The sequence below is a fragment of the Corynebacterium sp. 13CS0277 genome, assembly GCF_002994655.1.
Classification (GTDB): Bacteria; Actinomycetota; Actinomycetes; order Mycobacteriales; family Mycobacteriaceae; genus Corynebacterium.
The window spans coordinates 47,920-60,181 of the sequence record NZ_PPDL01000021.1 but is presented as its reverse complement, the minus strand read 5'-3'; the positions used below and the strand labels follow the sequence as shown (position 1 = coordinate 60,181).

The 12,262-nt window shown below is 68.1% G+C and carries 10 protein-coding genes; 5 read left to right on the top strand and 5 right to left on the bottom strand.

Annotation, left to right across the window (positions count from 1 at the left end):
- Positions 1-57 precede the first annotated feature (57 nt).
- The 4 genes from C1Y63_RS09705 to C1Y63_RS09690 form a co-directional block, all read right to left on the bottom strand.
- A complete protein-coding gene (locus C1Y63_RS09705) occupies positions 58-909 on the bottom strand; it encodes a hypothetical protein (RefSeq protein WP_106016252.1) in 852 nt (283 codons plus the stop codon).
- 127 nt (positions 910-1,036) lie between these two features.
- Positions 1,037-4,306, bottom strand: coding sequence for a bifunctional lysylphosphatidylglycerol synthetase/lysine--tRNA ligase LysX (gene lysX, locus C1Y63_RS09700; RefSeq protein WP_199189106.1), 3,270 nt, complete (start codon positions 4,304-4,306; stop codon positions 1,037-1,039).
- Between the two features lie 610 nt (positions 4,307-4,916).
- Complete coding sequence (locus C1Y63_RS09695) at positions 4,917-5,600, bottom strand: hypothetical protein (protein ID WP_106016250.1); 684 nt, start codon at positions 5,598-5,600, stop codon at positions 4,917-4,919.
- A 201-nt stretch (positions 5,601-5,801) separates the two neighbouring features.
- Positions 5,802-7,460: an acyl-CoA carboxylase subunit beta gene (locus C1Y63_RS09690; RefSeq protein ID WP_106016262.1), complete on the bottom strand. Its 1,659-nt coding sequence runs from the start codon at positions 7,458-7,460 to the stop codon at positions 5,802-5,804.
- A gap of 335 nt (positions 7,461-7,795) precedes the next feature.
- On the opposite strand from C1Y63_RS09690, the gene C1Y63_RS09685 reads away from it, so the two are divergent.
- The 5 genes from C1Y63_RS09685 (at position 7,796) to C1Y63_RS09665 (ending at position 11,997) form a co-directional block, all read left to right on the top strand.
- A complete protein-coding gene (locus C1Y63_RS09685; RefSeq protein WP_199189105.1) occupies positions 7,796-8,641 on the top strand; it encodes a biotin--[acetyl-CoA-carboxylase] ligase in 846 nt (281 codons plus the stop codon).
- A 138-nt stretch (positions 8,642-8,779) separates the two neighbouring features.
- A complete protein-coding gene (locus C1Y63_RS09680; protein WP_106016249.1) occupies positions 8,780-9,307 on the top strand; it encodes a hypothetical protein in 528 nt (175 codons plus the stop codon).
- A 137-nt stretch (positions 9,308-9,444) separates the two neighbouring features.
- Positions 9,445-10,659, top strand: a complete 1,215-nt coding sequence (locus tag C1Y63_RS09675; protein WP_255414084.1) for a 5-(carboxyamino)imidazole ribonucleotide synthase — start codon at positions 9,445-9,447, stop codon at positions 10,657-10,659.
- 275 nt (positions 10,660-10,934) lie between these two features.
- The gene (purE, locus tag C1Y63_RS09670; protein ID WP_106016247.1) at positions 10,935-11,465 is read left to right on the top strand and encodes a 5-(carboxyamino)imidazole ribonucleotide mutase; all 531 of its coding nucleotides are present in this window, start codon (positions 10,935-10,937) and stop codon (positions 11,463-11,465) included.
- Positions 11,466-11,475: 10 nt separating this feature from the next.
- Positions 11,476-11,997 (top strand): YdcF family protein, encoded by a 522-nt coding sequence (locus C1Y63_RS09665; RefSeq protein WP_233195677.1) that lies wholly within the window; start codon positions 11,476-11,478, stop codon positions 11,995-11,997.
- On the opposite strand, the gene C1Y63_RS09660 is transcribed toward C1Y63_RS09665, so the two are convergent.
- On the bottom strand, positions 11,976-12,260 hold the full coding sequence (locus C1Y63_RS09660) for a hypothetical protein (RefSeq protein ID WP_369831042.1): 285 nt from the start codon (positions 12,258-12,260) through the stop codon (positions 11,976-11,978). The two genes, C1Y63_RS09665 and C1Y63_RS09660, sit on opposite strands and share 22 nt — an antisense overlap.
- Positions 12,261-12,262 lie beyond the last annotated feature (2 nt).

Below are 12,262 nucleotides of genomic sequence, written 5' to 3'. Positions count from 1 at the left end.
GCTCGGTAGTGGTGGTGGCGGTTGTCATGTCAAGACCTTCTCAAGCTCAGATTTTGCTTACAGGGTATGACACTGCCGCCTCCATAGCTCTTGGATGTTCTCGGTCCAGAAGTGAAATTTGTTCTGAAATTCCTTGAAAAGCTCGGCGCGGATCTGTAGCAAGGCTTGGTCGCGCCCTTGAGGTGAGTTGGTGTCGAGGTGGCACTTTGACAGGTAGCTTGCAAATAACGGAGCGTTGGCAATGTCATGCTTCAAGCGGGAGGAAGCGATGCATTCAAAGGCCTCTGGGGCGGCGAGGAACTGCAGCATGTTGCGCATTTTAGGAATCAGCGGCGTGGTGGACTGCATGATGTCCTGGAGGGCCCATGGGTCGGGGCGCTGGGTCCCGGCGGGGACGGCCTGCCGGTAGCGCTTCACAAAGTTCGCCACCCACACCACGTCTTTATAGGCGTAGCTGTAATAGCCTTGACCTGCGCGGAAGCCGTGTTCTCCAGAGTGGGTGAAGCAGTCTTCGTAAATCGCAGGCAACTCCGGTGGATCGCTGAGCACGGAGAGTACCTGCATGATGTGCCGACGCCTCGTCGACGCCTTTGCATCTTTCACAGGGTGCTCCCGCAGGAAGACGATCTCGGCTGCGAGCAGCACGACCTCTCGGGGCGCGCCGTCCAGTTGCTCTTTGAATTTCGTCCACTGGTCGGTGTCCGAGTAGTCGAGGTTGTCTTCGATGCAGGAGCGCAGCTCCTCGGCGACCTCAGCCGTCCAGATCTTCGCCTCCGGGTCGATGACGCTCATGCCGTCGCCGAGCATGTGGTCGATGATCGGCTTGACCCGGGCGGCGAGCTGCATGTCGCCTGTAGGTCGGCTGTCGCGGGTGGCGTCAATAAGCTGGGTGAGGGTCGCGTCATCCATGCCCACGAGTGTATGAAGATGGCTCGGCTGACGCAGAGTTTGTGGCCAGAATGACAATGGCACCACAGCCTCGGTCCCGCGGAGGTGCAGGGCCGGGGCTGTGGTGCGCTGTGGTGCCGCCTCTGGCTTAGTTGGCCTGGGTGGTGCCGTGCTGCGGCTTGACGAGGGGGAAGATGATGGTTTCGCGGATGTTTTTCTCCGTGAGCATCATGACGAGGCGGTCCACGCCCATGCCCATGCCGCCGGACGGGGGCATGGTGTATTCGAGGGCGAGGAGGAAGTCTTCGTCGACCTCCATGGCCTCCGGGTCGCCACCGGCCGCGAGGAGGGATTGCTCGACGAGGCGTTGGCGTTGGATGACGGGGTCGATGAGTTCGGAGTACGCCGTTGCCACTTCCGCGCCAAAGCAGATGAGGTCCCATTTTTCTGCCACGCGGGGGTCGTCGCGGTGCTGCCGGGTCAGCGGGGAGACGTCGGTGGGGAAGTCGCAGAAGAACGTGGGCGCGATGGCGTATTTCTCGGCGAGTTCTTCGTGGAGTTCGATGATGATGGCCCCGCGGGTGGCCTGCGGGTCGACGTGGATGTCGTGCTCGGCGGCGAGTGCCCGCAGCTCCTCGATGGGGGTGTCGGGGGTGATGTCGCGGCCGGTGGCTTCGGCAATACCTTGGTGGACGGTGACGACCCGCCACGGGGCGGCGAGGTCCACCTCGTGGAGCGCGCCGTCGTGGCCGCGGCCCCGGACGAGGGTGGTGCCGTTGGCGGCGAGGGCGGCGTTGATGATGAGGGTGCGGGTGAGTTCCCGCATGGTGGTGTAGTCGCCGTAGGCCTGGTAGGCCTCCAGCATGGTGAACTCGGGGTTGTGGGTGGCGTCGGCGCCTTCGTTGCGGAAGTTGCGGCCGATTTCGAAGACGCGGTCTACGCCGCCGACCATGAGGCGTTTGAGGTAGAGCTCCGGGGCGATGCGCAGGTACAGGCCGAGGTCGTAGGCGTTGATGTGGGTTTTGAAGGGGCGGGCGTTGGCGCCGCCGTGGATGGTTTGCAGCAGCGGGGTTTCGACCTCCAGGAAGTGCTCCCCGAGGAGGGTATCGCGGAGGGCTTGGATGACGGCGCTGCGGGCCTCGACCTGGCGGCGGGCATCCTGGTTGACGATGAGGTCGAGGTAGCGCTGGCGGACCTTGGTTTCCTCGTTGCTGATGCCCCGGTAGAGGTTCGGCAGGGGCCGCAGCGACTTGGAGGTCAACTCCACGGTGGTGGCCAGGATGGAGGGGGTGCCGGTGCGGGAGGCCCCGCGGGTGCCGGTGACCCCAATGTGGTCTCCGAGCGCGAGCGTGTGCCGCAGGCGCGTCATCTCTGCCGCACCGAGGGTGTCGCGTTCGCAGATGATTTGGGCTGCGCCTGCCCAGTCCTGCACGCGGAAGAAGATGACGCCGCCGTGGTCGGAGACCCCGACGATGCGGCCGGCGGTGGCGACGGGCGTGCCGGGGGCGGCGTCCATGGCCTGGGTGAGGGTGCTGGTGCGGTCGAAGTGCGCCGGGTAGGCCTCCGCGCCTGCGTCGAGCAGTGCTTGGCGCGCGTCCATCCGCTGCCGGACCTGCTGCGGCAGGCGACGGGGTGCAAGAGCCACCTGATTCTGGGTGAGGAACTCGGCGATGCGTTCGTCGTCCGCGTCGTAGAGGGGCTGTTCGTGGGCGGTGTCTTTGACGAAGGGCAGGGAGATTTGCCCTTCGGCGACACCGATCGCCAGCCCAATGGTCGCCAGGTCGGAGGTGTCCCGCCAGCACAGGTAGCGGGGCACCCACTCGGGGTCGTACTTGAGGTTGGAGCGGTAGAGCTGCTCAATCTGGAAGCGGCGGGACACCGCACTCACGGCGCCGCGGCTGAGCCGCTGCAGGAAGGTCGCGCCGACGTCTTCGCCGGCGGCGATGACCTCGCGGAGGGCGGCAAAGTTCAGCGAGATGCGCTGCACGCCGAGCTCCCGGGATTTCTCCACGAGCCCGGTCACCATGAACTCGGTGACGCCGTTTTCGGCGTGGGTGGTATCGCGCCGCATGACGTCGAGGGACAACCCGTGGCGGCCCCAGGGCACGAAGCTGAGCAGGCCACGCGGCTGGCCGGTGGCGTCGAGCGCTTCGACGACGACGCAGTCCCCGTCGAGGGGATCGCCCAAGCGGTTGAGCGCCATGGAGAACCCGCGGTCGTCGCCGTTTTGGCGCCAGGTGTCGGCCAGCTCAATCAGCCGGCTCATCTCCTCCGGGTGGATGTCGCGGTGGCGGCGCACCCGCACCTCATAGCCGGCGGCGCGGACCCGGTTGACGGCGTGCCGCACCGCCTTGAGCTTCGGTGAGTTGATGTCGAAACGGTCGACGAGGAGCACCGCCTCGTCACCAATGACGCGCGCTTTGAGCCCCTTGGCGGCATAGGCCTCCGCGCCCTCCTTCGACGCGCCCACGACGGCGGGCGCGAGCCCCTTGTCGGCGGCGTGCCGCAGGAACGCCTCGACCGCGCCCGGCCAGTGATCCTTCGGCCCCACCGGGTCCCCGGAGGCCAAGCACACGCCCGCCAGGCTGCGGAACGTCACCGCCGCCCGGTGCTCCGGGCCGAACACGCAGCCCTTGTCGCGGCGGGTCGCGAAGTAGCCCAGGGAGTCGCTCTGCCCCGACTCGTCACCCGCGCGCAGCAGGTTCCGCAACACCAGCTCGCTGCTCAAGTCGGTGAACTGCATCGTCGTCTGGGAGCGCATGAGCACAATGAGCGCCACGACCACCGTCGCCGAGAACCCAATCGCCACCACCGTGTCCGGCCAGTGATTGACCGCCCGGGTGCCGGTGAGGAAGTGGTTGACCAGCTCGCCGGCGCTGGGGCGCTCGGTCGAATTCGGGTAGCTCACGATGGCGGTGATGACCGCCAGCACCCACGTCACCGCAGTACCCACCGCCAGGGTGAGCAGCGTGTGCCGCAGGGACTTCTCCGCCAAGCGTGCATGGAACAGCTTCCTCTTGAGTAGCAGCGCCACCAAGAACAGCGTTTGGACGGCGCCGGCGACGACGATGCGCACCATATCCACCGTGGAGACAATGCCGCGCAGCTCATAGGCGTTGGCCGCGAAGCTCGCCAACGCGACCGCGACGACGAAGACTTCGAAGGACAGGTAGATGACCGCGATCCACCAGCCGACACGTTTTAACCTACTTAAGGCATGCGCGATGACTGCCGTCACCAGCGCGGTGAGCAGCGACTCGCCCTGCAGGGGCAGCACGAAGCTGGCGATGCCAGCGATCGTGGCGAACAAGCGCGTGCTCCCCAGCAGGTGGTCGAAGAAGACAAACAGCGCGGTGACGTAGAAGTACATTGGAATGTACTTCTGGACGATTTTTTCCAAAGGGAGCGGGGAAGTCATACACACAACAAGGGGGAGAGATGATGGTGTGGAAAGCCAACGGCGGGCGACATGCCCCCGCCACGGCTGACCGGGGCCGGCGCGCCACGGCCCTCCGGGGCCTACCGCCGTCGGCGTCCCGCCCCTGAAAAAAGGGGAGTGATGATCCAGGGATCGTCCGGGGCTTGCACGGCGGGGTGGGCACGACACCACACGCGGGTGGGGGAGCGCGCGGCGCGCGCGGGTGGCCGGGCCACACACATCAGAGTGAATAAATAAATAAAAAACAGTCGACACGTGCCCCCGAGGCAGGTGTGCGACCGGGTGCGACCAGGGGCAGACACCCTCACGCGGTGGGGCGGGACGCCCGCCGGGGTGGGGTGCAACCTTTGGCTGTCAGTGTTGGCACCGATTGTGCCACCCTGCGGCGGGCGGCGTCTAGAGGCCACGGCGTGCACTGTGCATGGGGGAGGCTATCGCCGGTCCAATCACCCCATCTACTGCGGGCGGGTGACACTCCGCCAGCCCGCCCGATGCGCTGGTACTGCCCCGGCGCACACCTCGCAGCCGCATCCTCACACGCCCCTCCCGGGGCGCATTCGGCCCCGGCGGGCCGGTGGCGCAGGCGGACTTATGCTCCCGGGGTCGGGCCGGTACCCGGGGCGTCAGGCCCGTCGTCGGTGGGCTCGGCGTGTGGGATGGCCCACGCATCCTGCTCCCCGGGCAGGCCGTAGGTCTGGTAAAGCTTCTCGATCGCGATCGCCACCCAAATACAGAACAACAGCGGCAGGATCGTTAAGTTCAAATTATCGGGCTGCAGCGCCACGTCGACGATGACTTGGACGCCGGTGGCGTTTTTCACGTCGTTGGCGGCATCGCTCAAGGTTTGGAAGATCAGCTGGTAGACGGTGAGGTAGATCGTCGTCCACTGGATGATGTACTCCGCGAAGTCGGTTTCCTCCGGGGTGAGCAACAGTCGCGGGAAACGGGTGACGAGGTGGCGGTGAATCCACGCCGTCGTCGTGCCGGTGAGCCCCAGCACGGCGAGCGCGGGCACCATGAGCTCCGCGGGGCTGAAGCGGAACAACTCCGACTCGAAAGGCTCGGGGCGGATGTAGGCCACCACGGAGGCCACGATGAGGACGGCGACCGTGATGAACCCCAACAGCAGGGCGCTCTCCAGCGCGGTGATGACGAGCCCACCCAGCACCCGGAGGATGAGCTTCGGCCCCGCGAACCCTTGGTGGGGGCGCATGAGGAGGCCCGCGCAGATCACCACGATGAGGATTGCTGCGAGGTTGATCCAGAAAGCCACGGTGGGTGCTCTTTTCAGCCGGGGGTGCGGTCGAAAGCAGTGTATCGCCGCTCCCGCGGACATCGGTGGCGTGGCCACAGTTCCCCGTGCGTCGGTGTCCCCCTGTGTTCTTTGCGCCCCGGACCCCCGTGGCGCGGGTACCACCCGTGGGGTCTCGCCCTCGGGCGCCACCCAGCGGGGGCGCCACTCAGCGGGGGTGGGCTACAGGGGGATGTTGCCGTGCTTGCGCGCCGGGCGGGGAATGTTTTTGTCCCGCAGCAGGCGCAGGTGGCGGGCGATGTGGCTGCGGGTTTCGCAGGGCAGGATGACGGCGTCGATGAGCCCCCGCTCGGCCGCGAGGTACGGGGTGAGCATGTAGTCGTCGTACTCGCGCTCAAAGGAGGCGACGAGGTCGGCGAGGTCCTCCTGGCTCATGCCGCGGGCTTCGGCGGCGCTGATATCCCGGCGATGGAGGAACTTCACCGCACCGGCGGCCCCCATGACGGCGATCTGGGCGGTCGGCCACGCGAGGTTGACGTCGGCGCCGAGCCCCTTGGATCCCATGACGCAGTAGGCGCCGCCATAGGCCTTGCGCAGGGTCACGGTGATTTTCGGCACGGTGGCTTCCCCGTAGGCGTAGAGCAGCTTCGCGCCGCGGCGGAGGATGCCCTCGTGTTCTTGGCCGGCGCCGGGGAGGAAGCCGGGCACGTCGACGAGCATGACGATGGGGATGTTGAAGGCGTCGCAGGTGCGGACGAAGCGGGCGGCTTTTTCGCTCGCGTCGATGTCGAGGCAGCCCGCAAAGTGGGTGGGCTGGTTGGCGACGAAGCCGACCGACTGGCCGTCGATGCGGCCGAAGCAGGTAACGACGTTGTCGGCGCGCTCCGCCTGGATTTCGAGGTACTCGCCGTCGTCGGTGAGGCACTCGATGACGTCGCGGACATCGTAGGGAACGGCCGGGGAGTCGGGGATGATCCCGTCGAGCCTTAGATCGTCGGCGGTGAAGCCCTCCTCCCCGGCGCCCGCCTCGGCCGTGTCGGCGGGGAGGTGCGGCGGCAGGCTGCGGTTGTTGTCCGGCAGGAAACCCAACAGGTCGTGCACCCAGTCCAGGGCATCCTCGTCGCTGTCGGCGGTGTAGTGGGAGTTCCCGGCGGTCGTGAGGTGGGTGCCGGCGCCGCCGAGTTCCTCCTGGGTGATGGTTTCCCCGGTGACGGTGTGGATGACGTCGGGGCCGGTGACGAACATCTTCGAAGTGCCGTCGACCATGACGACGAAGTCCGTCAGTGCCGGCGAGTAGGCGTTGCCGCCGGCGCAGGCGCCCATGATGACGCTGATCTGCGGCACCACCCCGGAGGCCTGCACGTTGTGGAAGAACGTGCGGGCGATGAGGTCGAGGGACACCGCCCCGTCCTGGATGCGGGCACCCGCACCCTCGTAGAGGCCGATGAGCGGCCGGCCGGTGGCGACGGCGAGCTCCATCACCTTGATCATTTTCTCCCCGTACACCTCGCCCAAGGCCCCGCCGAAGACGGTGCCGTCCTGGGAGAAGATGCACACTTCCCGGCCGTCGATGGTGCCCCAGCCGGTGATGATGCCGTCGCCGGTGGGGCGGCGGGCCTGCATCCCGAAGGCGTGGGTGCGGTGGCGGGCCAGCTGGTCGAGTTCCACGAAGGAGCCCTCGTCGAGGAGGTAGTCGAGCCGCTCCCGGGCGGTGAGCCGGCCGGCGTCACGGACCTTCGCCAGTGCCGGCGCGCCCATGGGGGCGTAGGCGTCCGCGCGGCGCTGTTTGAGGTCGGCGATTTTCTGGGCGGTGGTGGCCGGTGCCGGGGCGACGCCGGTGGCCGGATCCACCACACGCGGCAAAGGTGAGGAAATAGTCATGTTTTGCATAGTAGCCCCGAGCCGCTTTAGTTTCCACAACCAAATCCGGGTGATCTCCGTCACCAGCACACCTCCAGCAGTGTGATACCCATCCCCAGCAGGCACAACGCCCCACCCGACACCCCAGCCACACGCCCATCACGCCCGCCCCACCGGCGCGCCGGGCCACTGGGAGGGGCCGGCAGGCATCCACGCACGACACTCGCTGTCGCCTGGGTGGTGCCGCCTGTGCCCGATGAACAGTCCGGTGAACAGAGCGCGCGGGCGAGTGTGGGGGAGGGGCCCACCGGGGTGGGCGGTGGGTATCCCGGCGGGGGCAGTCTTCGCATACAGTGATGGCCATGACTTCGCGCGCCCCCCTCAACCGAGAACGCCTCACCAACGCACTGGTACTCAGCGGCGACTACGCCGCCGTGAGCGTCTACGACCAGATCGGCTCCACCAACTCCGAACTCGCCAGCCTCGGCCGGCAGGGGGCTGCGCAGTGGACGGCGCTGCTCGCAGAGGAACAGACCGCCGGACACGGCCGCCACGGCCGCCCCTGGGAAGCGCCCCGCAGCAGCCAGCTCATCATGAGCGTGCTCATCCGGCCCCCGGCGTCCGCGCTCGCGCACCTGGGGCTGCTGCCGCTGGTCAGCGGCCTGGCCATGATCGACACCCTGCGCGCCTTCGAGGAGCTTGCGCCCCTCAACGCGCAACTGAAATGGCCCAACGACGTCCTCGTCGACGGGCGCAAACTCTGCGGCATCCTCGGCGAGGCCGTCGCCCTCGACGAGCATCCCTGTCTCATCATGGGCATCGGGCTCAACATCTCCCTCACGGAGGAAGAACTGCCCGTCCCGCACGCCACCTCCCTCGACCTGGCGGCCGCCGCCCACGGCATCGACCTCGACCTCGACCGCACCGAATTCGCCATCGTCGCCCTGCGGTACGTGAAAAAGCGCCTCGCCCAGTGGGCCGCAGGCGATACCTCCGTGCTCGCGGACTACCGGGCGGTGTGCTCCTCCATCGGGCTGGATGTCTCCGTCCACCTGCCCGACCACTCGCAGCTCATCGGCACCGTCACCACCGTCGACGACACAGGCCACATCGTGGTGCGCGACTCCGGCGGCGACCTCCACGCCCTCGCCGCGGGCGACGTTACCCACCTGCGCAAAGCCGACGGTACTTACGCCAATTAACGGCCATCGCCCACGTCGGGCACCGCGGCGCGGGGCACGTCAGTGCTGGGCGCTGCGGTGGTGGCACCGGGTGGTGGACGCAGTAGACTTTTGAGCCACAGCACCCACCCCACGCCCGCACCAGGAGAGGAGCACACGATGGCCCGGCTACATCTCGTCCCCGGCGAAGTCATCTACGTCAACCTCACCACCCCGCTGCTGCGGAACAGCTACCTGGTGCTGCGGGCCATCCTGCTCACCGGACTGGTGTGGATCGGGGTCGGTTTCATCGACAACTACCTCCTGGCGGGTGGCTACACCTTCGACGGCACCACCTTCCCCCCGAATGATGGGGCCCTGCTGCTGCGGCGGGGTCTGCTCGTGGCGTGGGCGGTGCTCATGGTGACCGCCCTCGTCATCCCCGTGTGGAAGCAGCAACGCCGCCGCATCATCGTCTCCGACCGGCGGCTGCTCGTCCGCAGCCCCGGCTTCGCTGGTGCCGTCATGGATGTGCCTCTCGACCAGATTCTCGGGGTGGCCCGGCAGGGCAGCGACGTGCAGGTCCGCATCCTCGGGGCGCGCCGCCCCCTGGTCATCGCGAAAGCGCCGAAGGCGAAGCGTTTCGCCGAGTCGCTCGACATCCTCGCCGCTCACAGTCGCGGCCACGTGCCCTACCTGCGCGACTAACACAGCCTCCCGGGTGCCGCCCGCTGTGCGGGCGGTGGCCTGCGGCCCCGCCCCTCGGCCTTGTGGCGCGGCCCCACCCCGCGGGGGCAACCGGGGCCTTGTCACAGGGTCGCGTCCGGGCTCTATAGTGGGCACTCGTGACGACACCTGCACCGACTGCATCCACACGTGACACTGATTCCACCCCGCAGGCGTATGAGCCGGCGGCGATGCCCACCATCGTGTGCATCGGTGACGGGCAACTCGCCCGCATGCTCCACAGCGAGGCCACAGAGCTCGGGTTGCGTTTCCGCATCCTGGCCTCCGGGGCGGAGGAATCCGCCGCCCAGGTCGTGGGCGATGTGGTGCTGGGGGACTACCGGGTGGAGGCCGATGTGCGCCGCGCCGTCGACGGCGCGGACGTCGTCACCTTTGAGCACGAGCACGTGCCGGGGGAGATCATCGCCCACCTCATCGCCGACGGCGTCAACGTCCAGCCCCACGACCGGGCGCTCGTGCACGCCCAGGACAAGCTCGTCATGCGGCAGGCGCTCGCCGCCGCGGGTGCCCCGGTGCCGCCCTTTGCCCCCATCGACTCGGTCGACGATGCGCGCGCCTTCTACGCCGCCATGGATGGCGCGGTGTGCCTCAAAGCCCGCCGGGGCGGCTACGACGGCAAGGGCGTGTGGTTCCCCGCGGACGAAGCCGACCTCATCCGGCTGGTGGAGGAACAACTCGCCGCCGGCACCCCGCTCATGGCGGAGCGCAAAGTCACCCTGCTGCGGGAGCTGTCCGCCCTGCTGGCCCGCAGCCCCCGCGGCGAGGTTCGCCTGTGGGATATTGCCGAAACCAACCAGGACGGCGGGGTGTGCCGCTGGGCGCTGGCCCCGGCTGTCGATGTCGATGAGGAGCGGGTCACCGCCATCGCCACCGGCATCGCTGAGGCCACCGACGTCACCGGTGTCCTCGCCGTCGAACTCTTCGACACCCCCGACGGCATCTTCGTCAACGAGCTCGCGATGCGCCCCCACAACACCGGGCACTGGACCCAGAATGGTTCGGTGACCTCCCAGTTTGAGCAGCACCTGCGGGCCGTGGCGAACTGGCCGCTGGGGTCCACCGACATGACCGCCCCCGTCGCCGTCATGGCGAATGTGCTCGGGGCGGGCGAGGACTGGCAGGACACCCTCGCCGAACGCATGGCGACCGTATGGCGCACCTACCCGGACGCCAAAATCCACCTCTACGGCAAGGGGCACCGGGCGGGCCGCAAACTGGGGCACGTCAACCTCACGGGCAGCGACCGGGACGCCACCCTCGCGGATGCGCTCGCCGCCGCCCACTACCTGGCCCACGGCCGCTGGCCCAACTAGGCCACCTGCACCACACCGCCCACACCCCGCACGCTGCACGCCCGTGTGCCCGCGCCGCTCATGCACTGATTCAATGACGTCGGTGACGACTTCGGTGACTCAGCGACTCGTGGATGTACTGATTGGTGGCTGCGCGGGTGCACGAATGCAGGGCCTTAGTGGCCTTGGTGGCCTTGGTGGCCGTTGTGGCCTGTGTGCGACTTTTCCCTTCTTTTCCCTGTTTTCCAGTTTCCCCGTTGTCTTTCTGACCCCACCACTGCTGCAAGGACCCCACCATGACTGACTCACCCACCACCCCCACCACCGCCGGCCCCCTCGTGGGCCTCATCATGGGATCCGACTCCGACTGGGACACCGTGGAACCCGCCGCGGACGTCCTCGTCGAGTTCGGCATCCCCTTCGAAGTGGGTGTGCTCTCCGCGCACCGCACGCCCCAGCGCATGCTCGCCTACGCGGAGCAGGCCCACACCCGGGGGCTCAAGTGCATCATCGCCTGCGCGGGCGGTGCCGCCCACCTGCCGGGCATGGTGGCGGCCGCCACCCCGCTGCCCGTCATCGGTATCCCCCGGGCGCTGAAAGACTTGGACGGCATGGACTCCCTGCTGTCGATCGTGCAGATGCCCGCCGGGGTGCCCGTCGCCACGGTGAGCATCGGTGGGGCGAAGAATGCCGGCCTGCTGGCCGCCCGCATCCTCGGGGCCGGTGACCCGCAGCTGCAGCAGAAGATGGTCGACTACCAGGCCGGCATGGCCGCCGACGTGGAGCGCAAGGACGCCGCCCTGCGCGCCCGGCTGCTGGGGCAGTAGAATCCCGCCCGTGAGCACCCGCCCGGCAAACACCCCCACCACCCCTACGCCCGCGCCCGCGGAGGAGACGCGCTGGCCGGACCTGCGGCCGCTGGTGATCCTCGGCTGCAAAACCGAAGGGCACCGGCCCGGCCCCGCCCTCGAGCGCCGGCTCAAAGCCGCCTTGCCCTACGCCCTCGACGGGCGCGTTGTCGTCGTCAGCGGGCGGGATGAAGCCCCCATCATGGCCGACTGGCTCATCGCCCGCGGCGTCGACCCCCAACACATCCGCCAAGACAACCGGGCCACATCCACCAACGAAAACCTCGAGAACTCCCTCCACCTGGCGACACCCCCATGGCTGGTGGTGACCTCCGACTTCCACGCACCCCGGGTGAAAATGTGGGCCGCCCACCACTCCCTCGACGTCGAGGTCCTCACCGCGCCCACCCCGAAGCGGCGCATCCCGGTGCTCTACGGGCGGGAAATCTTGGCGGTCGTCCACTCGACCGCCCGCATGGCGTGGCGGCGCTACCGCCGGGAGCGCGAATAACGCCAGGCGCTCACCGCCGCGACGACCAACACCAGAGCCAGCAGCGCCGGCCCGAGACTCGGGTCGGGGCGCAGCACGTTCATCACGGCCTGGATGACGGCGACGACGGCGAAGAATGACAAAAAGCCCACGATTGTGTCCCACTGCAACCGCTGACGCGTCGGCGAATCCCCCGCCACAGGTGCCCGCTGCGGGGCAGGGTCGTGGGAGCCCTGGGCGTGCGGGGCGGGGTGCTGGTCGTGGGGCTGGGGGTTGTCGTGCACGC

What these genes read in the sequence shown, in the direction of transcription:
- C1Y63_RS09690 (WP_106016262.1), bottom strand. Translation starts at nt 7,460, where the DNA reads ATGACTATTTCCTCACCTTTGCCGCGTGTGGTGGATCCGGCCACCGGC.
- C1Y63_RS09705 (WP_106016252.1), bottom strand. Translation starts at nt 909, where the DNA reads ATGGATGACGCGACCCTCACCCAGCTTATTGACGCCACCCGCGACAGC.
- C1Y63_RS09685 (WP_199189105.1), top strand. Translation starts at nt 7,796, where the DNA reads ATGGCCATGACTTCGCGCGCCCCCCTCAACCGAGAACGCCTCACCAAC.
- C1Y63_RS09680 (WP_106016249.1), top strand. Translation starts at nt 8,780, where the DNA reads ATGGCCCGGCTACATCTCGTCCCCGGCGAAGTCATCTACGTCAACCTC.
- purE (WP_106016247.1), top strand. Translation starts at nt 10,935, where the DNA reads ATGACTGACTCACCCACCACCCCCACCACCGCCGGCCCCCTCGTGGGC.
- lysX (WP_199189106.1), bottom strand. Translation starts at nt 4,306, where the DNA reads ATGACTTCCCCGCTCCCTTTGGAAAAAATCGTCCAGAAGTACATTCCA.